The organism is Providencia rustigianii DSM 4541 (genome assembly GCF_000156395.1).
In the GTDB taxonomy this organism is placed as follows: domain Bacteria; phylum Pseudomonadota; class Gammaproteobacteria; order Enterobacterales; family Enterobacteriaceae; genus Providencia; species Providencia rustigianii.
This window is the reverse complement of sequence record NZ_GG703817.1, coordinates 728,397-754,123: the sequence shown is the minus strand read 5'-3', so window position 1 is coordinate 754,123 and position 25,727 is coordinate 728,397. Positions and strand designations below refer to the sequence as shown.

Here is a 25,727-nt window from a genome sequence, read left to right as displayed (position 1 = left end):
TCATTGTTTATTTTATTCCTACAAATCTAAAAAAAGAGATAACTGTACTTATGATACTTTTATTGTGATTGACATAGCAAATGATTGGCGAGGAAAACAGCGATGAGAATTGAGAATAACGAGGAAAGGGTAGGATTTCTCCCACCCTTAAGAGTTACAGCATTTCGACGATAGTAATACCGCCAATGATGGAGATTAAAGCGGCTATGGTACTTAAGAGTACTGTCGCTGCGGAGGTTTCCGTATACGCTTTATTACTGATTGCGAGAGCTGGAACAGCGGTTGCTGTCGGTAGAACCCCAATAATAAAGGCCGCTTTTAGTAAATCACGTTCTAAACCTAGAGCAAGACCGGTTCCTAGAATTAAGGCAGCCTGCACAAAGTTTTTTACAAAAACGTTAAAGATAATTTCTTTACTGATGGTGAGTTTAATACCAGAAAGTAATAAACCGAGGAAGAATAGGGCAACACCACCCGCAGTTTTACCTAGCTCATTCACTGAGTTTTGTAGAATTTCTGGTAACTTGACGCCACAAATTGCGAGCACAGCACCTAAAACTGGTAAGAAAACTAACGGCTGTGCAACGGCTTTACCCACAGATTTTAGGATCCCATTTCCTTTAGATGTGCCGCTGATCATCAGTAATGTAAACGGAATAATCACAACGGTATAAATTAAGTTACCCAGTACCATGGCAATAAGACCGGATGAGCCTACCGTTGCAAGTAAAACTGGTGGCCCACAGTACGCCATATCCGGAAATGACACGGATAATGCTTGCATCGCAGCATCAGTTTTATTGTGACGGAAGAAAACTTTACCGACAAAGAAACCAATAACATAAGAGGCAATTAGACCGACCGCTAAGGCTAGTAGATAGTCTACGTTTAAGAGAACCGATGGCGGTGCTTGTACAGCCGCAAGGAACAAGGCGAAGGGTAACGCAATTTTGACAACAAAATCGGCGAAAGCCTGGGAGTATTCCCGTTTAACAAAACCATATTTCCCCGATAACCAGCCAACAGCAAGACCTAAAATGATGGGGCTGAGGGCTTCTAAAATAATGTGTAGTAGCATTTTTTCTCCTTTCTACGATTATTCTTCGTACAGCTACGTCATTGGTTTTTCCTAGCTACAATTCGAATAATTTAGGGCTAACTGTAATAAATTAAAGCTCTGACATATAACTTATTTAGAACCAAATAATATCTAAAACAAGTCGATAAAAGATAATAGCGATTTGTTAAGTAGGGTAATAGTTGGTTTAAATATATAAATAACATAACTACGTAAAAATACATCTATTATCTGTATATTTAGATGGATATTAAAATAACTATCGAAAATAGAATGTCGAAAAAATAAAATAATTTGCTATTATTATTAGTTGTAAGTTTTAGATGCTCTTTAAATGATTATTAAGTATTATCCGAGTTACTTTGGATTACCAAACTCGTATTATGAGTACTGATAAATAAGCTATTAATGCGTTTTGAGGTTTATGTGGGAATAACTCGCAAGGGGAGTTATTTTGTAACATATTGTTACCTACTGTTGGCAAGTGAGATATTCGTCTCTACACTAGGGCACATTGATATTTTATGGATTATTTTTTGCATTGATTGATTGGTTATTACCTCAAATTGTTGCAACGATGACGTCTATTTCGGCGTTTAATTTATCACCTAAAATCGACTTTCAACATATTTTGGGTTGCTAACATTGGGTTCAAGAAGGAAACCTATTTGTGGATACATGGATACTCGTAGGGCTCATCTTAATCATCTTGGTTATTTTAGCGCCAATACTTGCGATGATTGCTATGAATCGCACTACCAAAATGCAGTACCAAATTGATCAGTTAAATCAAAAAATTATTATTTTAGAAAATCAAGTTTCCCAAGAAAATCTATCTTCACTCGCTCAATCAAAAATTCAGTCTGAATCCCATAAACTGACCCCCAATATTGAACCACAACCTAGTGTGATTGTTATACCGAGTGAAATCCAAGAAATTCTCCCTCAACCTATCGCTGCAATAACGACTCAATCGCCTGTCATGGTGATACCAACATCGGCGAGTATAAAAGCCACTCAAAATGTCAATCCTAATCGTTTCGATAAATCCACTGAGAATCAAGACTCATCGGATAATAAATCCCTATTCTCACATTTCTTCACGTGGTTAGTGACCGGAAACCCATTGGCTAAAATTGGCATTTTACTGCTGTTTTTGGGGGTGGCCTATCTACTGAGTTACAGTGTACAAAATGACATTATTTCCCCAGAATTAAGACTGGTCATGAGTGCGGTAGGGTGTTTAGTTCTATTAGGTATAGGTTGGTGGGTACGTACTAAAAAAGCCTTATTTGGTTTGATATTACAAGGTGGGGCAATCGGCTGTTTATATATTACGATATTCGCGGCCTTTAAATTATATACGATGATCCCCTATGGTTTTGCTTTTGTCGCCATGTTGGTTATCTGCGCTGCAAGCATTGCCTTGGCATTATTACAACGCACGATAAGTTTGGCTATTTTAGCCTCTCTTGGAGGATATTTAGCCCCAATTCTGCTCTCTACTGGTGGGGGCAGTCATATTATTTTATTCTCATACTATTTAATGTTGTCGACCGGTATTTTAATTATTAGTGGTTGGCAGGCATGGCGGCCTCTCAATTTAGTTGGAATGTTCATGACATACGGGGTTGCCGTATTATGGGGATTAGATAACTACATTGATGATTATTATCTCTCTTGCCAAATCTTTATTATTGCCAATTTAATTATCTTTAATTTGCTGACTCAACTGTTTGCATTACGTTTTGACCATAGTAAACAATTGGTGGTGGATAATACGTTATTATTTTTCCCTCCATTGATGAGTATTGGGATGCAGTTCTTTATCTCTGATGGGCTCGGATTTATACCTGCCTTTATCTCTCTATTTCTTGGGTTGCTATATTTACTTGTGGGGTTACGTCTTCATAAACGTTATCAAGCATCAGGTAAAAATATGGCATTGGCAAATATGGTGATTGGAACCGGTTTTGTGACGGCGGCCATTCCCCTTGCTTTATCCTTTACGTGGACCTCGATCATATGGTCAGTAGAGGGATTATTACTGCTGTGGTTTGCCTTACGACAAGGGCATCAAAAAATGGCGCTTGGGGCATCCTTACTTATCATCGTGAGTGCGGTGATGGTGTTAAGTGATTATCCTTATTTTTATTGGGATGACAGTCACATCTATATGATGCCAGGCCTGATTGCTGCTTGTATTTGCGCGGGAGGGTTATTCCATCTGCGTCGCCAAGAAGAAAACTATTTCAGTATGATGAGTTACGGGCTATTGGTTTTAGGTTTACTCATTTGGTTTATTTGGGTTCCTGAACTTTCCACTCTATTGTCATGGAATAGCGAAACAGAAAGCCTGATCATTCTGGCGTTAGTGCTAATATCATCATGGTGTTGGCGTTTATTTGCATTACGTATTAATTGGACTCCGCTATTACTCTGCCAATTTTTCTTGTGGATTGTTGCCTATTATTATCTCAGTATTGATTTCTATTTTGATATTAACCCGATGGGGCGTGGTGAAGGTTCACTGATTTGGCCTGTAATTTTAGGTAGTTCAATCCTCTCTGTTTTATACGCCTATAAAATTCGAAATTTATTAATTCAGCGTATGACTCACATTGCTAACTTATGGTTGATTATTATTTTTGGCCTTACACAGGTGAACTGGTTTGTAGTGATCTTGCCGTGGGGTATGAGCGAATTAGGCTATTTTATCTATATTATGGCGATCACGTTATTGGTGTTGGTGCTATATTGGCTGCAAAACCATAAATTTGCGCCCATGCGCCGTCATGGTGCGCTGTATTGGTATAGCCTATTACCATTAATGACCGGCCTGACAGCGCTTTCGTGTTGGTCGAACATGGAAGATGGGAAATTGACTTACTGGAGTTATATCCCATTAATTAACCCGTTAGATGAAGCTGGTTTATTTAGTATCGCTACGATCCTTTTAATGCGTAAAGGGTTGATGGAAAAAATCAAAAAGGTGACAGCAATAAACTCGATCATTACTCAGGGGTTATTGTTCGTGATTATTGGATTGTCTGTGATTTGGTACAACGGCATTATTCTTCGAGCGACGGCAGATTTTGCTGATTTAATGTGGAATCGTTATGTCTTGTATGATTCACGATTAATTCAAACAGTATTATCGATTAGCTGGGCTGCGGCTGCATTAGTTTGTATGGTGATTGCTGCACTGCAAAAAAGTCGTGCTTGGTGGGTCGCTGGTGCGGTGATATTCGCTTGTGTTATTGCAAAACTGTTCCTTATTGATATCTATGGGCAGGATGGTATTTCCAGAGCCGTTTCGTTTATTGCCGTCGCAGTACTCATATTAGTGGTTGGTTATTTCTCACCGCTTCCACCAAAAGATAAAACAGAAATTGTAGAAAAGGAAACTCAAGCATGAAAGCCAAAAAAATAATTAAACTTGGCGGACTGTTGGCGATTTTCTCCTTTATGTTGCCATTATCCCATGGAAGTTATGCGAATGAATCTAAAGAAATAACGCCTTACGACTTTTATCAAGGAATAGAGTTAAGTTCACCGAATAGGAATAGCGCATTTTATTGGTTGGAGTTACCCGCTAATGCTTATATGCAATCAGCCTATCCAGATACTCTGCAAGATGTTCGTGTATTTAATGGAACGGGAGATGAAGTTCCATCGGCGCTATTTTTCGATACGAATAAGTCACAGGCAACATCGACGGTTAATTTTACTTCCCAACGCTTAGTCACTCGTGCCGATAATGTGAATTCTCAAGAGGATGATCGTTCAGACAGCCAATATATATTGGTGGAATCAGTACCAGGAAAAGTGAATCGTATTGAATTACCCAATATGCAAAGAAAGGATAAAACTACCTACCAAGCCTATTTGTTATCTCGCGAGCAGCAATCCAAAGAAGGTTTGTTAACCAGTTTAAATTTAGCCTGGGCTAATAGCCAACAAGATTGGCAGGCGAAAATTTTCGTGTATGCCAGTTCAGATAAAAAAGAGTGGATGAATATTGCGGCTAATCAGCCTGTAATGAGTTTGAAATTAGATTCAGGGGTAGTTTCAAGTAATACGATCGAGTTATTGAGAGGAACGCCGACTGAATTGGCAACACCGTATTTAATGTTGGTGATAGTGAGTCCGCAGGATACCGAGATCCCCGATCTAAAAACAGTCTCAGGCTTTGAGAATGTGGCTACGTCATTCCATCGTCAGGAATCATTTTTATTTGAGGTTACGAATGATGGAAATTCAAGGGAGCAGGTCATTTATCGTCTACCTATGCCTCAGCCTATTTCTGAACTAAGCATTAAATTACAGCAATCAAATCGTGTGATCCCATTGAAAATTGAATATATTTCAAGCAGCAATGATGAGTGGAAGCCATTGAAAAATATAATGGTATTCAACCAAATTACGGATGGTGAAAGGGCAAGTAATCCGAACTTAATGATTGATAATAAAATAATCAAGGGATTAAGAATTACGGCATTAAAAGGCAGTTGGGATGAGCTACCACCAACTATTTATGGTATGCGGGATGCTATAAACTTGGTGGTAAACATGCAAGGCGCTGAACCATTCTTACTTGTTTGGGGAAATAAACAAGTTCCTTTAGATAAAGCCAGTTATACCCAATTAATAGGCCATGCTTATAATGTTGAAGAGGTAATGTCTCGCTATCCTGAAATAACCACAGAAGGTAAATTACTGACATTAGGTGGTGTTGAGAAAAGAACCCAGACGGAAATGGTTCAAGATAACTTTAATTGGATGGTGATTGCTCTGTGGGCTCTGCTATTTATGGGAATTGTCGGGCTGCTTTATCTTTGCTGGTATTTGTTCAAACAAGTGAATTCATCAAATGGAACGAATTCTGAAAGATAAATAAGTGATGTAAAAAGGAGCATTAGCTCCTTTTTTATTGACCAAATTATAGAGTGTATAGATTTGGTGGCTTTCATCATTCACCTTTACTAATCCTATAAAACACTTACTTTTCCTCTGTATTATCTGACAGCAAATTGCGCTAAAACATGAGAATAATATGAGGAGAAGATAATGAAAAAATGCCTATTTACCCCTTTCTTTATAGCGATTGCATTACTGACGAGTGCCTCGGTTTTTGCACAATCAGCGGATACGACCTTAGTTGCAGATTTTGATGGCGCGAATAGCAGCTATTACGAATTATCTCTGGATCGCATCATTCATAATGATGATGCGGATCTTGAATCTCGACGTGAGAACCATGAAGTAAGTCGTCAAGAGCTTAGTGAAATTACTAACGACAAGCGTTTTACAGGTCGTCAATTTAACTTTTATAAACGATAAATTATAAGGGTAAGGCTATGTGCGAAGGACAATGTTTATGCGGTTCTGTTAAATTACTGATTGATAAACCTATTGAAAAAATTCATGTTTGCCACTGTGGTATGTGTCAGACATGGAATGGTGGCCCCGGAATGACCGTAGAGTGTGGAGATAATCTGAATATCGAAGGTGAAGAGTTTGTCAGGTATTTTGCTTCTTCTGAATGGGCGGAGAGGGCATTTTGTCAACAGTGTGGTACCCATTTGTTTTATCATTTGCATACTCCATCGCTGTATTACGCCTCTGCGGCACTATTCAGTGAAAGTAATCATGCCCAGATGGGAACACAGATCTATATTGACTGTAAACCTAACTACTATAATTTTGTTGAAAAGACAATAATGCTTACTGAGCAAGATGTATTAAGCCTATTTAATAATAATTCAACGAGTTAACTGATTGGCAGGTATTATACCTGCTATTTATCTTAAGTTAATTTAAACCTTCATTTGTAATGTCAGTGTCGTAAAATTCAATTATAATTAATCTATTCGATTTTAATCTGTTTATTCCCCTCTGGGTTTTTTATATTCCCACTAAGTTAAATAAACAATATAACTTAGAGTTTTTAAACGCAGAGAGAGTAATTTGAGGAACAATTAATGAATAGTATGAAGGGTATGAAGCATGCGAGTAATATTGCTTGGGTACTTCAATGGGTTCTTAATATCGGTTTGATCGCTTTAGCGGCAGTATTGGTTTTCTTTTTAGCCAAAGAAACATTCACAATGGCCTCCTTGATGTTTGGGAGTACCCAAGAAGCTAAAGCGTATGAATTGTTAGAAGCTATTGTGATTTACTTTCTGTATTTTGAGTTCATTGCATTGATAATTAAGTATTTTATGTCAGGTTTCCATTTTCCACTACGCTATTTTATCTATATTGGAATAACCGCGATTATCCGCTTAATCATTGTTGACCATAGTGATCCAATGACGACACTCCTGCATGCGGGGGCAATCTTAGTTCTAGTGGTCGCACTTTATATTTCCAATACTGAGAAACTTAAACGCGAATAATACACTTCAAATTAATTTATCGGTCACGTCAAGGATAATAATAATCATTCTTCTTGGCGCGATTTTGAAATAAATAAAATCACTACCTAAGTAATATAATCCGATTGTAAATCGAGATTAAAATAAAATTAAAGGTAAATTATTTTAGATGAAAACCAATAATATAAGTATTGCTGAAAGGGAATGTTTAGTAGTTCTTATTCTGTTGAAATAAAGTCAGAAAGTGTTTTACTTTTCTAAATGGGTTATTTACTGTGATAATGTTTCTATTCTAATAACATAAGTAACTTGCAAACTATGACAACGAAAACACTACCTAGGAAAAAAGGGTTTTTAAATCGTGTTGAGCGTATCGGCAATGCTATGCCGGATGTAACAATGCTATTTGTTTACGCCCTAGTAATATGTTGGTTTTTATCTTATCTACTTTCATTTGTAGATTTTAGTTATTACCATCCTATCTCTAAAGAAAAAATCGCAGTTGTGAATATGTTTCAATATGAGGAAATCATATTATTTGTGACAACCGCGGTTAAAAATTTTATCAGTTTCCCACCTCTAGGGATAACCATTGTCGCAACGCTGGGCATTGGTATTGCGGAAAGCAGTGGATTTATTAACACTGCGCTGAAAAAAATGCTGTCTTTCATTTCACCAAAGATGCTGACGCCAACTGTCGTCTTTGTTGGGATTGTTTCCCACGTAGCTTCTGATTCTGCTTATGTCATCTTAATGCCAGTTGCAGCAATGATGTTCTACGCAAGTGGACGTCATCCTTTAGCTGGGATTGCGGCAGCATTTGCAGGTTTAGCGGGTGGATTTACAGCAAGCTATACGCCATCAATCATCGACCCCATCATGCAAAGTTTTACACAAGATGCGGCACAGATGCTAGCACCGGGATATAGCGTTAATGTGCTGTGTAACTATTTTTTCAGTCTTGGTGGTACTTTTGGTGTTATTTTCACTTGCTGGTTTATTACTGAAAAAATCGTAGAGCCGTGGTTAAATAAAAATGCACCAATTACACAGTCTGACGTAGATATCGATGCTGAGCAGGATTTAGGTAAAATTACGCCTCAAGAACACCGTGCGTTTCGTGTTGCAGGGTTGTTTGTGATAGGACTTGCTATTGGTTTATTTGCACTATTATGGCCAGAAAACTCGCCATTAAGAGGCCCCGATGGTAGCTTAACGAGCCCAAAAGCGCCAATAATGCAAATCATCGTGCCGTTACTGTTTATTTTCTTCGCATTACCCGGCATTGTGTATGGTTATATGACGAAGTCCTTCACCTCAACCAAAGATGTGGTTAAGGCGATGGAAAACATCACTAAATCTTTGATTCCATTTATTGTATTTGCTTTCTTTGCAGCTCAATTCCTGTATTCGTTCCAACACTCTAACTTAGGAACATTATTAGCATTATCAGGTGCGGAGTTATTACGTACCTTAGATATGCCATCAGGAATGACCGTATTTGGCGTGATTTTGCTGACCGCAGTGTTAAATATCATGATCACCTCAGCGACGTCTAAATGGGCGATTATGGCGCCAGTTTTGGTTCCAATGTTAATGGCAGTGGGTATTTCACCAGAATTAACTCAAGCAGCATTCCGTGTGAGCGATTCCGCGATGAACGTGAGTACCCCAATGTTCCCATTTTATCCGCTGATCTTAATGTATTGCCAAAAATACTATAAAAATGCGGGTATCGGTACATTGTGCTCAATGATGATCCCATTCACTATAGGGTTATTAATCACCTTAACAGCGACTTTATATCTGTTCTGGGCATTCGATATTCCAATTGGTTTTGATAGCGGTTATACATGGCAGCCTGCGCCATAAGTAAAAGGTATGTGAAATGAACGAATTAGGTAAACAGCTAGAAGAACGTTTTTATCGCTATGTGGCGATTGAAAGTCAAAGTAATGCATCAAGCTCGGTTGTACCAAGTACAGAAGGGCAGCGTGAGTTGGCACATTTACTTGCTAAAGAGTTAGAAAGCTATGGCTTGAAAGATGTATATGTAGATGAGCATGCCATTTTGTATGCTATGCGTCCCGGAAATAAACCGAAAGCACCGAAAATCGGTTTTGTGGCTCACTTAGATACGGTGGATGTAGGTTTATCTCCGGTGATTAAACCACAAACATTGAAGTATGAAGGTAAAGATCTGTGCCTGAATACTCAGGAAGATGTGTGGTTTAAAACGGCAGAGCACCCAGAAGCGACGGCTTATATCGGTGAAAATATCATTTTCAGTGATGGGACCAGTGTTCTTGGTGCTGATGACAAAGCGGCAATCACTGTGGTCATGGAGCTGATGAACAAGCTACAAAATGCAGATTTTGATTGTGGTGATATCTATGTGGCATTTGTACCAGATGAAGAAATCGGTCTTCGTGGTTCGAAAATCATGGATCTATCGCGCTTTAAAGTGGATTTTGCCTATACGATCGACTGTTGTGCATTAGGTGAAGTAGTATTTGAAACCTTTAACGCCGCTTCTATTGAGGTGGAAATTAAAGGGATCACCGCGCACCCAATGTCGGCGAAAAATGTATTATTGAATCCAATCCGTGTTGCTCATGATTTTATTGGTTGTTTCGACCGCTTTGATACACCAGAACACACTGAACATCGTGAAGGTTATTTCTACATCACAGACTTGGCAGCAAACCCAAATGAAGCAAAAATCAAAATGGCGATCCGTGATTTTGACCGCCCAAGTTTTGAAGCTCGTAAACGTTTTATTGCTGAGAGTATTGAACTGATTAGAACACGCCATCCGCGAGCAAAAATCGAGTTCAAAGTTGATGATGTCTATAGCAATATTAGCGACTCTATTGGTGAAGATCGTACGGCGGTAGATATTATTCTAGAAGCGCTAAAAATTCATAACATTGAGCCAAATATTATTCCAATGCGTGGGGGTACCGACGGTTCGGCACTGTCTGCTCGTGGGATCGTGACACCAAATTATTTTACGGGTGCACATAATTTCCATTCCCGTTTTGAATTTTTACCGATGACATCATTTGAGAAAAGTTATTTAGTTACTGAAACTATTTGCCGATTAGTCGGACAAAAATAACCGTATTTTAGTGATGTACTGTGTCGTAGCCGCTGAAGAGCGGCTATTTTTTTATTTATTGAATTATTCTAGCGATTAATAATTAAATTTGAATCATAACTGGAGGAATAAGTTGTTATTTTAATTTTAAAAGAAGATATAACTTATTGATATTTTCATTTATGATTCTTCCGATTATTGTGGGTAAATAATAGGAGATATGTTTGATTAATATAATAATTATTGATGATAGTAATATTTCGATTCGAGGTATTGAAGCAATCTTAGCCCGACACTCCCGCTATAAAGTTGTTATGTCATTTCCGAATCTTGATCAAGTTATCACTTGGAATCGTCAGAATAGGGCGAATATTATTTTAATCAGTAGTGAGCATTGCCATTTTGGTTCATTAAAAACACTCGCGACGATTAGACGCACTCAGCCAGATGTCGGTATTATTATTTATAACATCCGAAATAATTACTCTTTTGTTTTAAGGGCCTTAGATATTGGTATCTTTGGTATTTTAAGCGCAAATATCAACGAAGATGAGTTGATTGAATCCATTCAGATTGTAAACGCACGACAGAAGATTATTTCCCCTGATATCGCTCAACATATTGCTTTGCAACGTGTTAATCAGAGAAACCAACTTGATATTCATGAGCTACTCTCAGCAAGGGAATTAGAAATTATGCTGATGATCACGAAGGGCGTACCCGTTAAGCAGGTTGCTGACCGTTTGTCATTAAGCCCAAAAACAGTAAATACCTACCGTTATCGAATGTTTGGTAAACTTAATATCTGTAGTGATGTAGAATTAACACATATAGCAATTAGCTATGATTTAATCACAGCAAAACAGGGTTTATCCGGGTGGCAGAACAGTTTGATCCAAAAGCTTTCTTAAAAACAGTAACCAACCAACCTGGCGTCTATCGTATGTATGACGCTGGGGGAACGGTTATCTATGTAGGAAAAGCAAAAGACCTTAAAAAAAGGCTTTCGAGTTATTTCCGTGAAAATGTCAGTAGCCGCAAAACAGAGCAACTCGTCAAACATATCGCTTCCATTGATGTGACTGTAACGCACACTGAAACGGAAGCTTTGTTGCTGGAACATAATTACATTAAGCTTTATCAACCACGCTATAACGTATTGTTGCGAGATGATAAATCCTATCCTTATATTTTCCTTAGTAAAGAAACACATCCAAGAATTTCACTCCATCGTGGTGCAAAACATGCGAAAGGGGAATACTTTGGTCCGTTTCCAAGCTCATATGCGGTCAGGGAAACATTAGCATTGATGCAAAAATTGTTTCCTATCCGCCAATGCGAAGATAGCGTTTATAAAAATCGTTCGAGACCTTGCTTACAGTACCAAATTGGACGTTGCTTAGGGCCTTGTGTTCAAGGATTAGTGACTGATGAAGAGTATGATCAGCAGGTTAATTACGTGCGTCTTTTCTTGACCGGGAAGGATAAGCAGGTATTAACCGGGCTGGTGGATCGCATGGAGAAAGCCAGCCAAGAATTGCGTTTTGAAGATGCGGCTCGTTTTCGTGACCAAATTCAAGCGGTGCGAGCAGTTACTGAAGAGCAATACGTTTCAGGGGATCATGATGACCTTGATGTCATTGGTGTGGCATTTGAATCGGGTTTAGCCTGTGTCCACGTCCTCTTTATTCGTCAAGGTAAAGTACTGGGAAGTCGTAGTTATTATCCAAAAATTCCATCGGGTACGCTATTGGATGAAGTCGTACAAACCTTCTTAGGGCAATTTTATTTGCAAGGTAGCGAAAATCGTACGTTACCGGGTGAGATTCTGATTGATTTTCCATTAACTGAAAAAGTTTTGCTGGCGGATTCACTGTCTGAATTAGCAGGGCGTAAAATCAATATTCAAAGCCAGCCTAGAGGCACCCGCGCTCGTTACTTAAAATTAGCTCGAACTAATGCGTCGATAGCGTTGTCTACTAAATTAGCTCAGCAATCTACTATTCAGCAGCGCATGGCGGCGCTATCTAAAGTGGTGAATATCGAAAATATTTCGCGTATGGAATGTTTTGATATTTCCCACACCATGGGGGAGCAAACGGTGGCCTCCTGTGTTGTTTTTGATAAAACTGGCCCAGTAAAATCGGAATATCGTCGTTACAATATTACTGGGATCACTCCCGGCGATGATTATGCTGCAATGCATCAGGTATTAACTCGCCGTTATGGCAAGCATATTGATGAAAGCAAAATTCCAGACATCATTTTTATTGATGGAGGAAAAGGGCAGCTTGGGCAAGCCAAAGATGTCTTTGATTCTCTCGATGTTGATTGGGATAAAAATCATCCATTGCTAATTGGAGTGGCAAAGGGAAGCGATCGTAAAGCGGGTTTAGAAACCCTGTTTTTAAAACCTGAAGGTGAAGGCTTTGCTCTACCACCGGACTCTCCTGCCTTACATGTGATTCAACATATTCGTGATGAATCACACAATCATGCGATTACAGGGCATCGTCAGCGTCGAGCTAAAGTGAAAAATACCAGCGCATTGGAGTCTATCGAAGGCGTCGGACCAAAACGTCGCCAGATGCTTTTAAAGTATATGGGGGGCTTACAACCTTTACGTAATGCGAGCATAGAAGAAATCGCAAAAGTGCCCTCGATCTCATACGCGCTGGCAGAAAAGATTTATAATGCATTGAAACAGTAGGTATCTTAGTGCAACATACTAAGGTATCCGTCTTGGACTAAACGTTAGTGAGCGCGATGAAATTAAATATACCAACGTGGTTGACTCTATTTCGTGTCATCCTGATACCGTTTTTTGTAATAGCGTTTTATCTTCCTGTCAGTTGGGGGCCTTTTGTTTGTGCGTTGATTTTTGTTGTCGCCGCAGTAACAGATTGGTTTGATGGGTTTTTAGCGCGTTTATGGAAGCAGACGACTAAGTTTGGCGCATTTCTTGATCCTGTCGCTGACAAAGTGATGGTGGCTACAGCACTAGTTTTAGTGACGGAAAGTTTTGATGTTTGGTATGTGACTTTGCCGGCTGCAACTATGATTGCTCGTGAAATTATCATATCGTCCCTGAGAGAGTGGATGGCAGAAATTGGTAAGCGCAGTAGTGTGGCAGTTTCTTGGATCGGTAAGTTCAAAACTACGGCTCAAATGATGTCGCTGGTGGGCTTATTATGGCGTCCAACACCGCTTATCGAGAACTTGTCGATTGCACTTTTATATATCGCTGCAATTCTGACTTTCTGGTCTATGTATCAATATTTAAAAGCGGCGTGGGGCGATTTGAGCGAAGCGTGATCGAAATGATTGAAAAAACAGCGAACGATCCAATTTTTTCAATAATTGTATTGACTCGATATTTGAAATCAGTAGAATGCATCGCATCGAACGGCAACACGGTTTACGAAAATAAATAAGTAAATCAGCCAGTTTGAAAGCAAAACTGAAAAGTTAAGCTTAGCGGGAATAGCTCAGTTGGTAGAGCACGACCTTGCCAAGGTCGGGGTCGCGAGTTCGAGTCTCGTTTCCCGCTCCAATCTTGAAAAAGATTAGGGTGTAAGGCGCGTTAGCAAAGCGGTTATGCACCGGATTGCAAATCCGTGTAGCTCGGTTCGACTCCGGGACGCGCCTCCAAATTTAGGCCCAGGTGGTGAAATCGGTAGACACAAGGGATTTAAAATCCCTCGGCTGTAAGGCTGTGCGGGTTCAAGTCCCGCCCTGGGCACCATATTCAGCGAATGGACCAAATTGGTCCATTTTGCTTTAAGTCTTAAGCTAGTTGATAAACATCGTTTTTCTTACTAGTAAGTAGTAAATAGCAGTATTAAAAATTTGGCCCAGGTGGTGAAATCGGTAGACACAAGGGATTTAAAATCCCTCGGCTGTAAGGCTGTGCGGGTTCAAGTCCCGCCCTGGGCACCATATAAAACTTAACGATTTTTTGAATAAATTAAAAATTCGCTAAGCAAGTAAAAGAAAGAGCCACCCAATGGGTGGCTTTTTTACATCAAAAATAAGCCAAAGGTAGCTATTATCAAGTAAATCTACGTTTATTGGCGGTTTTGTCATTTTTCCCCTTATTTTCTAAATTTACCTTTTTTATAGGTAAAATCACGTAAGTCAGACCCATCCGACTTTATTTTATGCCAGTATCTTTTTTTTAGAAAAAGGAGAAAGGTATGTCTAATATGAAAACTGAAATTGTCGTGGTTCGTCTAACTAAACAAGAGCGAGCCCTATTAGATGCAATTAAAACCAAGCCACTACTTGCAGATTGGCTGAAAGAACTCGCTTTTTCTCAAGTGAAGCAGCAAGAAAATACTCAAAAACCGAAATAAACTGGTCTGTTCACTATGTTTATTGCCACTGCATCTTAAGTATGTGGCGAATATCAGGTATATTAGTTGTCGATTGTTAGCTACCAAGAAAAAATGACTATGATTATCAAACCTAAAATTCGTGGTTTTATCTGCACTACAGCTCATCCTGCCGGCTGTGAAGCCCATGTTCGTGAGCAAATCGCCTATGTTAAATCTCGTGGTGAACTGAAAAATGGACCGAAAAAGGTTCTGGTAATTGGTGCCTCCACTGGTTATGGCTTGGCTTCGCGCATTAATGCTGCTTTTGGCAGCGGTGCTGCGACTATCGGCGTTTTCTTTGAGAAACCGGGTAGTGAGAGCAAAACAGGTTCTGCAGGCTGGTATAATGCAGCCGGTTTCGACAAAGCAGCGAAAGAAGCGGGTCTGTATGCAAAAAGTATTAACGGTGATGCATTCTCTAATGAATGCCGAGAAACCGTTATTGATCTGATTAAAAAAGACTTAGGTCAAATCGATTTAGTGGTTTATTCACTGGCATCCCCAGTGCGTAAAATGCCTGAAACTGGTGAAATTGTTCGTTCAGCACTGAAACCTATTGGTGAACCATACAAATCAGTTGCTCTGGATACTAACAAAGATATTCTGATCGAAGCTGTTGTTGAGCCTGCAAATGAACAGGAAATCGAAGACACCATTAAAGTTATGGGTGGACAAGATTGGGAACTGTGGATGAACGCTTTAGCGGATGCGGGTGTTCTAGCAGATAATGCACAAGCGGTTGCTTATTCCTATATTGGTACTGATTTAACATGGCCGATCTATTGGCATGGTACATTAGGTAAAGCGAAGGAAGATTTAGACCGTGCAGCTCATGCCATCAATGAAAAAATGGCAGAAAAAGGCGGCTCGGCACATGTCGCTGTACTGAAATCTGTGGTTACGCAAGCATCTTCAGCTATTCCGGTTATGCCTTTGTATATCTCTATTGTATTCAAAATTATGAAAGAGAAAGGCATTCACGAAGGTTGTATCGAGCAAATCCAGCGTTTATTCGCAACCAAGTTATTTAATGGTGAAACGCCAGAAACAGATGAAAAAAATCGTCTGCGGTTAGATGATTGGGAATTGCGTGATGACGTGCAAGAAACTTGCCGTGAAATCTGGAAGCAACTGACTGATGACAACATCAATGACTTAACTGATTACCAAGGCTATAAAGCAGAATTTCTGCGTTTATTCGGCTTTGGCTTAGACGGTGTTGATTACGAAGCTGACTTAAGCGGCGAAGCTAATTTTGAAGTCATCGAATTAGTCTAATAGATAAGTAGAGTTAAGTTCCTCTATTATTAACCCCGAGCACTAGCAAAACTGGTTCTCGGGGTTTTGTTTTATTGTTATTTAGAGTCTTAATTAACTAACTTATTCTTGGCTGTTATTAATACAGAGAGGATCATTGAAATGTTGATCGTGGAAATGTTAAGTACAGGTGATGAAGTACTGCATGGGCAAATTATCGATACCAATTCAGCGTGGCTTGCGGATTGTTTTTTTCAGCAAGGATTACCACTCCACAGTCGAACGACGGTGGGAGATAATTTAGACAGTTTAGTCACAACATTTCTAGAACGTAGTCAGCATGCAGATGTGGTTATCGTTAATGGTGGGTTAGGTCCAACAAGTGATGATTTGAGTGCAATGGCGGCCGCAATCGCAGCGAAAGTCCCTCTGGTTGAGCATCCAGAATGGATAGCGGTAATGGAAAGCTATTTTGTGGCTAGAGGCCGTGAAATGCCTGCAACAAATCGTAAACAGGCGATGTTACCTGCGAATGCAGAATTAATTGATAATCCAGTCGGTACAGCGTGTGGCTTTGCTTTGTATATCAATGATTGCTGGTTCTTTTTTACACCAGGTGTCCCATCTGAATTTAAAGTGATGGTCAACGAGCAAATTATTCCACGTTTACGTCAAAAAATGTCGCTTCCTGAACCGCCAATTTGTATGCGCTTAACCAGCTTTGGACGAAGTGAAAGTAGTCTTGCGGCACAATTTGATGATTTACCGTTACCAAATGGGTGCATTTTAGGTTATCGATCGTCAATGCCAATTATTGAATTGAAACTGACTGGGCCTGCTAAACAATGCCATGAAATGGCTGAGATATGGCAGAAAATTAAGATGGGAGTTGGTGATAATCTTGTCTTTGAAGGTACGGAAGGAATTGGATCTTTAGTACGTAAAAAATTGGAGCAAAAACACCATCGTGTTGCAGTGAGTGAGCAGTTTAGTGCGGGTTTACTATATTGGACATTAGATGCGGCGAATGCTCCAGTAGTCAATGGCTATATCGAGAAAACGGCAGAAGAACAGAATCTAGCCAGCCTAATACAGAGTGCAACGAAGATTGCGAAACAGCAAGGTTGTACCATCGGTTTAGCTCTGGGAACATATCAAGATGGCCATTTAGCCATGGCATTATATACACCAGATAGTTGCTATGCTCAAAAAGTGAGCTATCTACCTCGGTATCATACACAGTTAGAAAAACAGCAAGTTAGCGTTATGTTGATGCTGGATATGTTATCGCGTTGGTTGGATGGGCGCTCTGTTATTGGTGAATATGAGTGGTTGGTACAAATTGATATTTTAATTGAGTCATGAAAATAATTTACAGATCCCCCTATTTATTGGGGGATGAGTGATTGAATATATGATTATTTTTCGGTGGGTGAAATTGTATCAATCATAAAATTTAGTGCTGAAATACCTTTTTCACAGGCTGTATTTTGAAATACCGAAGGTGTTTTTTCTATTTTTCGTTTTAACGTATCAATTTGATTTGCATAAATCTCGGCTCCAGCGATATCTGGATTATCTTTAAGATATTCAATAAAGACCTCAACATTCTGATAGAAATAATCACAAGGTTTTTCAGAGATATCAATTTTCGATAGATTTTGCAGGGATTCTGGAATTAAATTTTCAGTTGCTAGCGTAACGTAATCACCATCTTGTACTTGCTGAACGACAGTATCAATTTTAGCTTTTAAATCAAAAAACATAACTAAAGCTATAATGAGTGCAGCTAAGAGAATCATATTGATGCTAATACTAATACCCAATAAGTATTTTTTCATTTTATCCCTCAACATGATAAATATGATAGTTAAAGGCTAATTATCGATTTTAGAGAAGTAACCTATTAATAAATCAATGAATTTAAAATATATCTATAAATAATTTAGCAGGAAAAAACCAAACTGTAACTAAGATAATCAGCAAATAGTCGAATTAAGATGTCAAATAATGTTTCCCGCAGGAAAATATTTGTGAGATTCAAAAACTTTAATGTGTGTAAAACATGAAAGCCCGTAGATATTATCACTTTGGATGTGCTATATATCTGCAAATGAATTTATTAGGCTAATCTATGTTTAATCTCTCTGAATTATTTAATGATTCTCCGATTGACTCTATCTTATTGTTTATAATTACTTTTGTTCTTCTAATTACGTCTGCTTATATTGGTAAATATATTTTTAAACGGCGTAGCACTCATGAAGAAATTGCGGATGACGAAGCAAAAATCATTCTAGGTGCCATACTCTCTCTTCTTGGCTTGCTAATCGGATTTGTATTATCGATCTCCATTAATGGATATAACAACCGCCAACAAACAGAAGAAAATGAAGCGATTGCTATCGGTAATGCATACCAAAGGGCGCAATTACTCAGTGGTGATGAGCGAGCGGATGCTTCACTTTTGATCCAGCAATATCTGGATGCGCGTATTGAATTTTTTAGATCTGGAGTGAGTGATGAAAATAATCAATGGCGTATGGCATCATTGGCTAAGCAAGGGCAATTATGGGAAATCGGCGTAAAGCAAGCGCAGGAGTCACCGAATCCTGTTGTGTCCTCAGTGCTGACGGCATTTGGTGATCTATATGTTTCTCAGCAAAAAACGATGGCAAGTTGGCGGCATCAAATTCCAAATGCGGCGTGGTTCTTACTGATATTCTTTGCTATCTGTTCGAATATCTTAATTGGTTACAATATTCGTGGGACGAAAGGAAAAAACTGGTTAATTGTTATCTTACCGTCATTAACGACATTGGCATTATTTATGATTGCGGAGATCGATATACCAGGAGAAGGGGTCATTCATGTCACGCCTGATGATTTACTGTTACTACAAGACTTCTTATTTAAGGATGGTGCTTGGCTGGGAAAGTAAATTAGTTCGAAAAAGAAAACCCTCCGAGTGATTAGTTCAGAGGGTTGAGAGATTAGCGAACGATAATCCCTAATAAAATTCCGATAGCGCCAAAGTCTGCATCACTAAAGGTGGTATTTGCGATACCGATGTCCCCAAGGACTGGCAGTAAGAATACCGGTAAGAATGTGATTAACAAACCTTGAGCAAATGCACCTAAGATTGCGCCTCGACGTCCACCTGTGGCATTACCGAATACCCCCGCAGCAGCACCCACGAAAAAGTGTGGAACAACGCCTGGAATAATCACGGTCATATTTAATGCATACAGAATGAACATACCTAATACACCTGCGGCAAAGCTGCTTAAGAAGCCAACTAAAACTGCATTTGGTGCATAAGGGAAAACTACTGGGCAGTCTAATGCGGGTTTCGCATTAGGGACTAATTTGTCTGAAATACCTTTAAATGCAGGTACGATCTCAGCAATAACCATACGTACACCTTGCAGGATAATATAGACACCCGCAGCGAAGGTAATGGATTGCATCAAGGAGAACATAAACCAGTTTTTGCCACCACTGACTTCACGAACATAATCACCCCCTGCAAATAAGCAGGTAATGATGAAAATAATGAACATAGTGAAAGAAATAGCGACGGGTGTATCACGCAGGAATAACAAGCTTTTTGGTACATTCATATCTTCTGTTGAATGTTCTTTATTACCAAATTTACTACCGATAAAACCTGCTAAAACATAGGAAATAGTAGAGAAGTGGCCAATTGCCACGTCATCGGAGCCAGTCACTTTCTTCATGTATGGATGTGCAATGGCAGGGAAAAATACCATACAGAAGCCGACGATCAGTGAACCGACTGCCACTAACATGGTTCCTTCCATACCAGCTGTCGATAAGATCACTGCAATCATCATCGACATAAATAAAGTATGGTGACCTGTTAAGAAGATGAATTTCCATGGTGTTAAGCGTGCAATCAAGATATTGATTAACATCGCAAAAAACATAATCATCGCCATTTCACGACCAAAGCTTTTTTGTGCAATAGACACAATAGCTTCGTTATTTGGTACGACACCGTTGATACCAAACGCGTGTTGGAAAATCGCCGAAAAATCACCTAACGAGCTGACGACTAAACCAGCACCTGCACCTAAAATCACAAAACCCATAATGGTTTTGATGGTGCCTTTGATGCATTCAGTGACAGGTTTTTTTTGAGCAATTAAGCCAATTAGCGCTATCAGACCGACCAGAACTGCCGGTTCGGATAGGACATCTTGCATCAGAAAACGAAAGAATTCCATGTAGCCTCCGGTTGGTTACAGCGCGCCGAGTTTTTGTAAAGCAGCGCTCAGACGCTCTTTCATCGCGACTTTGTCGATCATGTTTGCTAAAGCAACAATTTCACCGCCAACTTGTTGAGCGACTAATTGCTCCGCAATATCAGTTGTTCCAACGAAAATATCACTCACAGTGCCTTTAGCAGAACCTAAGTCAACGTGGTCAACATCAGCCGTGACTTGAAGATCTTTCAAAATTGTCTTGATGCTCATTTCCATCATCAGACTTGTACCTAAACCATTTCCACAAACAACAGTGATTTTCATAATATTTACCTTGTTACTGAATTATTTATATTTAGCGATGATTTGAAGGATGTCATCTACGTTTTCTGACTGCATGATGCTATCAATATCTTCTTGGTTATCAAATAGTTCAGCCAATTTTGCAATAGCACCAATATGGCTATTACTATCTGTTGCGGCAAGAACAATCAATAATTTAATAGGGTCGTTGCCCTCTGAACCAAATTCTACACCTTGCTTGAGTACGGTTAAGCCCAGAGAAAGTTGGTTGACGCCATCTTCAGGGCGGGCATGAGGCATCGCAATTCCTGGACCTAATACATAGTAAGGGCCAATTTTTTCATGAGATTGAATGATTGCATCAATATAGCGAGGTTCGATGAATTTATTATTAATTAATGGGTTACAGGCGATTTTAATCGCGTCACGCCAGTCGGTGGCGCTTTCAACCACCTGAATCACATTCGGGGTGAGTAATGTTGTTAGCATTGGCTTGGCTCCTGGTAAAAAATAACAATTTATATTAGATATTTTATTAGTTGCATGAATAGTAGTGATCTATGGTAGCGCTATCTAGCTGAATTGTTCATTTTCGTGATAGCGCTATCATTTTGACTAATAATCCTACTTTAAATCCTTTTTAGGCTGTTTGTGGGTTAATTAACAAATTAAACCTGTGGTAAGTTATAGGCGTTGATTAATAAGTTTAGATGAAACCAGATAACTTCATGCAGAAAACCCGAAAAAGAAAAAATACTGGAAGAGTGACATTACAAGATGTAGCAAAATATGCTGGCGTCGGGTCAATGACGGTTTCAAGAGCCTTAAGAACCCCAGAACTTGTTTCAGATAAGCTCAGAGAAAAAATTAATGAGGCGGTTGAGGAGCTCGGCTATATTCCTAACTTAGCGGCTGGAATTCTTGCTTCAGGGCAAAGCAGAACAATTGCTGTATTAATTCCCTCATTAAGAGACAATGCAAGTTCGGCTTTTTTGCAGTCTCTGCAGGAAGTATTGAATAAAAATAGTTACCAAGTGGTTATAGGCAGCCATGATTACCAGCATAAAAAAGAATCAGAGGTTCTGACAACGTTACTGCAAAGTAGCCCTGCGGCACTGGTAATTTTTGGTGCTATCAATTCTGAATCTGTGCTGAGTACATTAAAGAATATTGCTATTCCAGTGATTAATGTTGCGGGGGAGTCAAATTATCCGTTTACGTTGAATATTAAAAGTCACTGCGGTGAAGCGGTTAATTTTCTGACAAACTATCTTCTGCAAAAAGGCTATCAGCGTATCGGCTATATTGGTGCGCAAATGGATAGCAAAATGCAAAGTCAGCAACTAAGTGGTTGGAATAAAGCATTGCTTAGTCACAATTTGAGTGCTGAGCAGAGTATTACGACACCTTATGTGGCGACAATGGATTTTGGTCGACAAGCAATTAGTGAAATGCTAACTCGCCAACCAGAATTGGAAGCGGTGATTTGTAGCCATGAGATGATTGCATTAGGCGTCATTTTTGAATGTCAGCGGAGATTAATTAAAATTCCTAAAATGTTGGCGGTGGTCTGTGTAGAAGGGTCAGAAAATTGTGATCACATTCATCCATCTTTAACTTCTGCTCGTATTGATTACAGTAAAATGGCACGAGAAACTGCGAGAAGATTACAGCGGTGGCTGGAAGGAACGGAAGAAAATTATGAGAATATTCAAGAAGAAATAGTATTCCCATATAAATTCGAGGCTCGCCAAAGTGGCTAAATTAAGTTCAGAATAAAATGGTCTTATCGTAAGACCATTTTCGATATTAGCTTGATATACTAGCTTGTTTTCAGTAATTTTTGGCGTTGAATATAGCGAGCTTGAGCAATTTCCAAGTAGGATTCAATTGCGGAATAAATTTGCGAACTTAACATTTTTACTTCTGGGTCACTATGTAAAGCGGTAGATGTTAACTTAATGAATTCCTTCATGAAAACTTCAACTGAAGGGTGTTTTTCTGCAAGATTAGTATAGTAATACTGGTATACATAAGACTCTTGAGAATGGCTTAATTCGGTATTATTTTTGATATTATTAGTTGCAAGCAGCAGCAGTTGGATGTTTGTCATGTTGGATCCTATTTTTGTTTTTTTGAATATTACATGAGTTAAAAAAAACAGTTTGTCAAAAATAGTCGGATAATTTTATATTTTAGTTTTTATATTACCCCTGTAAATATAATTCTTAGTATATCATTATGTTAACGGATAATCATAATTCTTGAGCGTCAAGATAAGAGAATATGCTTTTTAGATAAAATAAATAATATTAACCTTGTTTTTTAATTTCCAAATTAAATATTGTAAAATGTCATTCATGTTCATAAATAGATGAAATTAAAGGAATTTTAATGAAATCAATAAGATGCATCAAGTTGTTGATTTTTATGAACTATTTGCTGCTTTATCAAAAATAATATAAATATTAGATAAGAAAGTGACTTTTTGGTTTAAATATAGAAATTTTATATTTAAGCAAGTGAGTGTCTTTATTTAATTAATATCTATACTTTAAATTTAAATAAATAAAATCTATTTGTTTGAATTTATTTTTAATTATCTCTATCACCATTTTAAATATATAAATCATGAGTGGGATTCTATTATATTTTATTAAAGGTCAATAGCATTAGGTAAAATAACCAGATCGCGTATAGTAATATATCTTGGGCGTGTTAGCATAAATAGCGCCGCTTCAGCAACTTCAATAGGCAACATAATATTTCCACTGGCCAGTTCTGCATCAATTTTTTCTTTTGACCAACTATCAAGTGCAGCCGTTACAACGGGACCGGGTAATATTGCACCAACACGTATACCATGCTGAGCAACTTGGCGTCGAGTGGCATGCACAAAAGTTTGTACAGCAAATTTAGAGGCGCTATAAATAGGTTCCCAATCCATTGGAATTACGCCAGCAATTGAACTAGTAAATAAAGTATCGCCAGATTTTCGTTCAATAAAATAAGGTAGAACTGTTCGAATACAACGGAAGGTTGCGTTAATATTTAAATTTAATATCCTATCCCAAATATCGGGATCACCTTCAGCAATGGCACCACCAATATGAGCGCCTGCGTTAGCATGAAAAATATCTAAACGACCTGTTTTCTCAAGGATAGCATCTAATATTCCATTAACTTGAATGGGGTCCATTAAATCAATAACGAGAGAAATTGCATTCTGACCCAGTTCTGCAACAGCGTGGTTTAATTTATTTTCATCACGATCAATCAGAACTACCGTCGCACCTGCATTAATGAGTGTTCTAGCACACTCAAGCCCTATACCAGAAGCGGCTCCGGTAATTGCAGCAACTTTATTTTCCAATAAGATAGCCATGGTATTTACTCCAAAATGATAAAATAACAAAGTTACATAGCAAGTGCAGAAAAATACGGTTTGAATTTATATTTCAAACCGTAGCGAGAACTATTTATTTAAGGCTTCTAAGCGTAACTGATGACGCTGGTTATAAAATTTAACATAGGTCAGATAACCGGCCAGAATAGTTGAAAGGCTAGCGGTAGCTAATAGCATGAAAGTCACCATTATTTGGTATTTAACGGCTTCTAATGGATCAACTCCAGCAAATATTAATCCGGACATCATCCCTGGTAGACTAACTATTCCTACTGTTTTTGCTGAATCTACGGTGGGAATTAATGATGCACGAATGCTTTCGCGAATAATTGCAGCGGAAGCAACTTTAGGTGTTGCTCCCAAACTCAGCATTTCTTGAATTTGTTGTTGCTGGCTATTAAATCGTTGCCCTAAATTATTGAAACATAAGCCTACCGCAATCATCGCATTACCTGCAATCATGCCAGTAATTGGGATCACTTGCATAGGGGTAAAAGCAATGGCTTCAGTGACAATCAGCACACATAAAGTAATAAATGTTCCAGATGTAATGGCAATTAGCGCCGTCGGGAATAGTTTATCGAGGTATTTACTTCTCTTCTTGGCATTCCAGGCAGCATTAAAACAGATAAATAAAACGAGTGCGACAGTAAGAATTTTATTATCTAAATGGAAAATATATTTGAGGATATAGCCAGCAATTAATAACTGAACAATTGCACGGCAAGTACTCCAGATGATGTCTTTTTCTAAGGATAATTTTTCTTTATGACTAATAAAAATCGCTACTAAAACTAGCATGATAGAAAAAGCGAGTGACTCATTAGAAATAGTTGGATGATTCACGTTAAATTCCTATTCTTCACTATGATGAACGGGCAGGGAAATAATATCATCGGCGTGGGTAATTTCATCTTGGTCATGGGTTACCCATAACACACCAATTTTATTATCTACTGCTAATTGATGAATAAGTTGGTTCACTTTGAGTTTATTTTGTTCATCTAAAGCACTGGTTATTTCATCTAATAGCAAGATCTGAGGTAAAAACTGTAGATTACGAATTAGGGATATACGCTGTTTCTCCCCCCCAGAAAGCTCATTAATACTTTTATCCAGAATCGACTCAGGTAATGATAGATACGCCAAGTCTTGGATAATTTTTTCCTTATTGAATGGCAAATTGCGAATTTGATAAGGAAAAAATAGATTTTCATAGACTGTGGATCCAAACAAAGTTGGCGTTTGAGTGCAGTATGAGACTTGTTGGCGATACTTTTCAGGAGGAATGTTATTAATATTCTCCCCTAAAAAGAGAATCTCCCCTTGGGTTGGTGAGATAAGTGAGGAAACTATTTTTAATAAGGTACTTTTTCCACAACCAGACGGCCCAGTAATCAGTTTAAATTCTCCAGGATATAGGTCAATCTGCACATTATCTAAAATAGTTTTTTGGTTAATCTGGTAACCAATATTTTTGAGTTGTAAAAGTACGTTTTTTGTATCCATTTCAGGGTCAACTCCATTCTAATATAACGATTATTATGCGCTAATTTAGCCTAAATTGACATAAGGTTATCAATGGTAATTTTATATAA

The 25,727-nt window shown here is 38.5% G+C and carries 24 protein-coding genes and 4 tRNA genes; 19 read left to right on the top strand and 9 right to left on the bottom strand.

Annotation, left to right across the window (positions count from 1 at the left end; all coding sequences use genetic code 11):
* Positions 1 to 154: 154 nt before the first annotated feature.
* Entirely contained in the window at positions 155 to 1,078 is a 924-nt protein-coding gene (locus tag PROVRUST_RS03645) for an AEC family transporter (protein ID WP_006813345.1), read from the bottom strand.
* A 670-nt stretch (positions 1,079 to 1,748) separates the two neighbouring features.
* On the opposite strand from PROVRUST_RS03645, the gene PROVRUST_RS03640 reads away from it, so the two are divergent.
* The 17 genes from PROVRUST_RS03640 (at position 1,749) to PROVRUST_RS03560 (ending at position 17,556) form a co-directional block, all read left to right on the top strand.
* On the top strand, positions 1,749 to 4,496 hold the full coding sequence (locus PROVRUST_RS03640; protein ID WP_006813343.1) for a DUF2339 domain-containing protein: 2,748 nt from the start codon (positions 1,749 to 1,751) through the stop codon (positions 4,494 to 4,496).
* On the top strand, positions 4,493 to 5,974 hold the full coding sequence (locus tag PROVRUST_RS03635; protein ID WP_006813342.1) for a DUF3999 family protein: 1,482 nt from the start codon (positions 4,493 to 4,495) through the stop codon (positions 5,972 to 5,974). The genes PROVRUST_RS03640 and PROVRUST_RS03635 overlap by 4 nt, the downstream gene beginning before the upstream one ends.
* Before the next feature lie 174 nt (positions 5,975 to 6,148).
* On the top strand, positions 6,149 to 6,421 hold the full coding sequence (locus PROVRUST_RS03630; RefSeq protein WP_006813341.1) for a hypothetical protein: 273 nt from the start codon (positions 6,149 to 6,151) through the stop codon (positions 6,419 to 6,421).
* Positions 6,422 to 6,438: 17 nt separating this feature from the next.
* Positions 6,439 to 6,855 (top strand): GFA family protein, encoded by a 417-nt coding sequence (locus tag PROVRUST_RS03625; RefSeq protein ID WP_006813340.1) that lies wholly within the window; start codon positions 6,439 to 6,441, stop codon positions 6,853 to 6,855.
* 216 nt (positions 6,856 to 7,071) lie between these two features.
* Positions 7,072 to 7,479 (top strand): phosphate-starvation-inducible protein PsiE, encoded by a 408-nt coding sequence (gene psiE / locus PROVRUST_RS03620; RefSeq protein WP_172459984.1) that lies wholly within the window; start codon positions 7,072 to 7,074, stop codon positions 7,477 to 7,479.
* A 297-nt stretch (positions 7,480 to 7,776) separates the two neighbouring features.
* Positions 7,777 to 9,330: an AbgT family transporter gene (locus PROVRUST_RS03615; protein ID WP_006813338.1), complete on the top strand. Its 1,554-nt coding sequence runs from the start codon at positions 7,777 to 7,779 to the stop codon at positions 9,328 to 9,330.
* 16 nt (positions 9,331 to 9,346) lie between these two features.
* Positions 9,347 to 10,579: a peptidase T gene (gene pepT / locus PROVRUST_RS03610; RefSeq protein ID WP_006813337.1), complete on the top strand. Its 1,233-nt coding sequence runs from the start codon at positions 9,347 to 9,349 to the stop codon at positions 10,577 to 10,579.
* 203 nt (positions 10,580 to 10,782) lie between these two features.
* A complete protein-coding gene (locus PROVRUST_RS03605) occupies positions 10,783 to 11,469 on the top strand; it encodes a LuxR C-terminal-related transcriptional regulator (protein ID WP_039854204.1) in 687 nt (228 codons plus the stop codon).
* Positions 11,436 to 13,268, top strand: coding sequence for an excinuclease ABC subunit UvrC (gene uvrC, locus PROVRUST_RS03600; RefSeq protein ID WP_006813335.1), 1,833 nt, complete (start codon positions 11,436 to 11,438; stop codon positions 13,266 to 13,268). Before PROVRUST_RS03605 ends, uvrC begins: the two co-directional genes overlap by 34 nt.
* A gap of 56 nt (positions 13,269 to 13,324) precedes the next feature.
* Positions 13,325 to 13,873, top strand: a complete 549-nt coding sequence (pgsA, locus tag PROVRUST_RS03595) for a CDP-diacylglycerol--glycerol-3-phosphate 3-phosphatidyltransferase (RefSeq protein WP_006813334.1) — start codon at positions 13,325 to 13,327, stop codon at positions 13,871 to 13,873.
* 162 nt (positions 13,874 to 14,035) lie between these two features.
* A tRNA-Gly gene (locus tag PROVRUST_RS03590) sits at positions 14,036 to 14,111 on the top strand.
* 24 nt (positions 14,112 to 14,135) lie between these two features.
* Positions 14,136 to 14,209, top strand: a tRNA-Cys gene (locus tag PROVRUST_RS03585).
* Between the two features lie 7 nt (positions 14,210 to 14,216).
* Positions 14,217 to 14,303 (top strand) — tRNA-Leu (locus PROVRUST_RS03580).
* Between the two features lie 107 nt (positions 14,304 to 14,410).
* Positions 14,411 to 14,497, top strand: a tRNA-Leu gene (locus PROVRUST_RS03575).
* Between the two features lie 257 nt (positions 14,498 to 14,754).
* Positions 14,755 to 14,913 carry a hypothetical protein gene (locus PROVRUST_RS03570; RefSeq protein WP_006813333.1) on the top strand — a complete coding sequence of 53 codons (159 nt, stop codon included), beginning with the start codon at positions 14,755 to 14,757 and terminating at the stop codon, positions 14,911 to 14,913.
* A 99-nt stretch (positions 14,914 to 15,012) separates the two neighbouring features.
* A complete protein-coding gene (fabV, locus tag PROVRUST_RS03565) occupies positions 15,013 to 16,212 on the top strand; it encodes an enoyl-ACP reductase FabV (RefSeq protein WP_039854421.1) in 1,200 nt (399 codons plus the stop codon).
* Between the two features lie 141 nt (positions 16,213 to 16,353).
* Positions 16,354 to 17,556, top strand: a complete 1,203-nt coding sequence (locus tag PROVRUST_RS03560) for a nicotinamide mononucleotide deamidase-related protein YfaY (RefSeq protein ID WP_006813331.1) — start codon at positions 16,354 to 16,356, stop codon at positions 17,554 to 17,556.
* Between the two features lie 53 nt (positions 17,557 to 17,609).
* Here the strand turns inward: PROVRUST_RS03560 and PROVRUST_RS03555 are convergent, their stop codons facing one another.
* Complete coding sequence (locus PROVRUST_RS03555) at positions 17,610 to 18,032, bottom strand: hypothetical protein (protein WP_039854200.1); 423 nt, start codon at positions 18,030 to 18,032, stop codon at positions 17,610 to 17,612.
* A 293-nt stretch (positions 18,033 to 18,325) separates the two neighbouring features.
* On the opposite strand from PROVRUST_RS03555, the gene PROVRUST_RS03550 reads away from it, so the two are divergent.
* Positions 18,326 to 19,132: a bestrophin-like domain gene (locus PROVRUST_RS03550; protein WP_006813329.1), complete on the top strand. Its 807-nt coding sequence runs from the start codon at positions 18,326 to 18,328 to the stop codon at positions 19,130 to 19,132.
* A gap of 52 nt (positions 19,133 to 19,184) precedes the next feature.
* On the opposite strand, the gene PROVRUST_RS03545 is transcribed toward PROVRUST_RS03550, so the two are convergent.
* Genes PROVRUST_RS03545 through PROVRUST_RS03535 form a run of 3 tightly spaced genes read right to left on the bottom strand, consistent with a single transcriptional unit; the run spans position 19,185 to position 21,212 of the window.
* Positions 19,185 to 20,441 carry a PTS ascorbate transporter subunit IIC gene (locus tag PROVRUST_RS03545; RefSeq protein WP_006813328.1) on the bottom strand — a complete coding sequence of 419 codons (1,257 nt, stop codon included), beginning with the start codon at positions 20,439 to 20,441 and terminating at the stop codon, positions 19,185 to 19,187.
* 15 nt (positions 20,442 to 20,456) lie between these two features.
* Positions 20,457 to 20,744 carry a PTS sugar transporter subunit IIB gene (locus PROVRUST_RS03540; protein ID WP_006813327.1) on the bottom strand — a complete coding sequence of 96 codons (288 nt, stop codon included), beginning with the start codon at positions 20,742 to 20,744 and terminating at the stop codon, positions 20,457 to 20,459.
* Between the two features lie 21 nt (positions 20,745 to 20,765).
* Positions 20,766 to 21,212: a PTS sugar transporter subunit IIA gene (locus tag PROVRUST_RS03535; RefSeq protein ID WP_006813326.1), complete on the bottom strand. Its 447-nt coding sequence runs from the start codon at positions 21,210 to 21,212 to the stop codon at positions 20,766 to 20,768.
* Between the two features lie 239 nt (positions 21,213 to 21,451).
* Here PROVRUST_RS03535 and PROVRUST_RS03530 point away from each other — a divergent pair, with 239 nt between their 5' ends.
* Positions 21,452 to 22,486 carry a LacI family DNA-binding transcriptional regulator gene (locus PROVRUST_RS03530; RefSeq protein WP_039854419.1) on the top strand — a complete coding sequence of 345 codons (1,035 nt, stop codon included), beginning with the start codon at positions 21,452 to 21,454 and terminating at the stop codon, positions 22,484 to 22,486.
* Positions 22,487 to 22,545: 59 nt separating this feature from the next.
* Here the strand turns inward: PROVRUST_RS03530 and PROVRUST_RS03525 are convergent, their stop codons facing one another.
* The 4 genes from PROVRUST_RS03525 to fetA form a co-directional block, all read right to left on the bottom strand.
* Positions 22,546 to 22,836: a hypothetical protein gene (locus PROVRUST_RS03525; protein WP_006813324.1), complete on the bottom strand. Its 291-nt coding sequence runs from the start codon at positions 22,834 to 22,836 to the stop codon at positions 22,546 to 22,548.
* 543 nt (positions 22,837 to 23,379) lie between these two features.
* Entirely contained in the window at positions 23,380 to 24,108 is a 729-nt protein-coding gene (locus PROVRUST_RS03520) for an SDR family oxidoreductase (protein WP_006813323.1), read from the bottom strand.
* Between the two features lie 90 nt (positions 24,109 to 24,198).
* Positions 24,199 to 24,975 carry an iron efflux ABC transporter permease subunit FetB gene (fetB, locus tag PROVRUST_RS03515; RefSeq protein ID WP_039854196.1) on the bottom strand — a complete coding sequence of 259 codons (777 nt, stop codon included), beginning with the start codon at positions 24,973 to 24,975 and terminating at the stop codon, positions 24,199 to 24,201.
* A gap of 9 nt (positions 24,976 to 24,984) precedes the next feature.
* Positions 24,985 to 25,638, bottom strand: a complete 654-nt coding sequence (fetA, locus tag PROVRUST_RS03510) for an iron efflux ABC transporter ATP-binding subunit FetA (protein ID WP_006813321.1) — start codon at positions 25,636 to 25,638, stop codon at positions 24,985 to 24,987.
* Positions 25,639 to 25,727: the final 89 nt, after the last annotated feature.

Coding starts and splice junctions, on each gene's coding strand:
- PROVRUST_RS03645 (WP_006813345.1), bottom strand. CDS start 1,078: ATGCTACTACACATTATTTTAGAAGCCCTCAGCCCCATCATTTTAGGT.
- PROVRUST_RS03635 (WP_006813342.1), top strand. CDS start 4,493: ATGAAAGCCAAAAAAATAATTAAACTTGGCGGACTGTTGGCGATTTTC.
- PROVRUST_RS03630 (WP_006813341.1), top strand. CDS start 6,149: ATGAAAAAATGCCTATTTACCCCTTTCTTTATAGCGATTGCATTACTG.
- PROVRUST_RS03625 (WP_006813340.1), top strand. CDS start 6,439: ATGTGCGAAGGACAATGTTTATGCGGTTCTGTTAAATTACTGATTGAT.
- psiE (WP_172459984.1), top strand. CDS start 7,072: ATGAAGGGTATGAAGCATGCGAGTAATATTGCTTGGGTACTTCAATGG.
- PROVRUST_RS03615 (WP_006813338.1), top strand. CDS start 7,777: ATGACAACGAAAACACTACCTAGGAAAAAAGGGTTTTTAAATCGTGTT.
- pepT (WP_006813337.1), top strand. CDS start 9,347: ATGAACGAATTAGGTAAACAGCTAGAAGAACGTTTTTATCGCTATGTG.
- pgsA (WP_006813334.1), top strand. CDS start 13,325: ATGAAATTAAATATACCAACGTGGTTGACTCTATTTCGTGTCATCCTG.
- PROVRUST_RS03570 (WP_006813333.1), top strand. CDS start 14,755: ATGTCTAATATGAAAACTGAAATTGTCGTGGTTCGTCTAACTAAACAA.
- fabV (WP_039854421.1), top strand. CDS start 15,013: ATGATTATCAAACCTAAAATTCGTGGTTTTATCTGCACTACAGCTCAT.
- PROVRUST_RS03560 (WP_006813331.1), top strand. CDS start 16,354: ATGTTGATCGTGGAAATGTTAAGTACAGGTGATGAAGTACTGCATGGG.
- PROVRUST_RS03555 (WP_039854200.1), bottom strand. CDS start 18,032: ATGAAAAAATACTTATTGGGTATTAGTATTAGCATCAATATGATTCTC.
- PROVRUST_RS03550 (WP_006813329.1), top strand. CDS start 18,326: ATGTTTAATCTCTCTGAATTATTTAATGATTCTCCGATTGACTCTATC.
- PROVRUST_RS03545 (WP_006813328.1), bottom strand. CDS start 20,441: ATGGAATTCTTTCGTTTTCTGATGCAAGATGTCCTATCCGAACCGGCA.
- PROVRUST_RS03540 (WP_006813327.1), bottom strand. CDS start 20,744: ATGAAAATCACTGTTGTTTGTGGAAATGGTTTAGGTACAAGTCTGATG.
- PROVRUST_RS03535 (WP_006813326.1), bottom strand. CDS start 21,212: ATGCTAACAACATTACTCACCCCGAATGTGATTCAGGTGGTTGAAAGC.
- PROVRUST_RS03530 (WP_039854419.1), top strand. CDS start 21,452: ATGCAGAAAACCCGAAAAAGAAAAAATACTGGAAGAGTGACATTACAA.
- PROVRUST_RS03525 (WP_006813324.1), bottom strand. CDS start 22,836: ATGACAAACATCCAACTGCTGCTGCTTGCAACTAATAATATCAAAAAT.
- PROVRUST_RS03520 (WP_006813323.1), bottom strand. CDS start 24,108: ATGGCTATCTTATTGGAAAATAAAGTTGCTGCAATTACCGGAGCCGCT.
- fetA (WP_006813321.1), bottom strand. CDS start 25,638: ATGGATACAAAAAACGTACTTTTACAACTCAAAAATATTGGTTACCAG.